General features: G+C 75.9%; 1 protein-coding gene. It reads left to right on the forward strand.

The window, feature by feature from the left end:
* Nucleotides 1-477: amidase family protein (locus FJV41_RS57320; protein ID WP_246137932.1), on the forward strand; the 477-nt coding region annotated here is incomplete at its 5' end.
* Nucleotide 478 lies beyond the last annotated feature (1 nt).

Below are 478 nucleotides of genomic sequence, written 5' to 3' on the forward strand. Positions count from 1 at the left end.
CGCTGGGGCACCGTGGCCTTCGCGTCGTCCCTCGACCAGGCCGGCCCGATCGCCCGCAGCGCCGAAGACTGTGCCCTGCTGCTCTCGGCGATCTGCGGCCCCGACCCGGACCGCGACTCCACCAGCCTAGACGTGCCGGCCGAGGACTTCAGCACGCAGCTGAATGAATCGATCGGCGGCCTGCGCATCGGCATCCCCGCCGAGTTCTTCGGCGAGGGCCTGGCGCCCGACGTGCGCGCCGCGCGCCGGCGCTGCCAGAGCCACCGCAGGTCGGACGCGCCGGCGCCGGAGGCGAGGCGCACGGCGGCCCGGCGGTCGAAGAGCCGCTGGCCCGCGGGGCCGCCGATGCCGGGCGTCGCCCAGGGGATCAGCGGCGCCGGCGCGAGCAGGCCGGCGTTGGCGAAGCTCGCCTCCTCGGCCGCGGCGGCGCGCTGTTCGAAGACGGTGACGGCATGGCCGTCGCAGGCGAGTTCATAAG

It is taken from the genome of Myxococcus llanfairpwllgwyngyllgogerychwyrndrobwllllantysiliogogogochensis (assembly GCF_006636215.1).
Classification (GTDB): Bacteria; Myxococcota; Myxococcia; order Myxococcales; family Myxococcaceae; genus Myxococcus; species Myxococcus llanfairpwllgwyngyllgogerychwyrndrobwllllantysiliogogogochensis.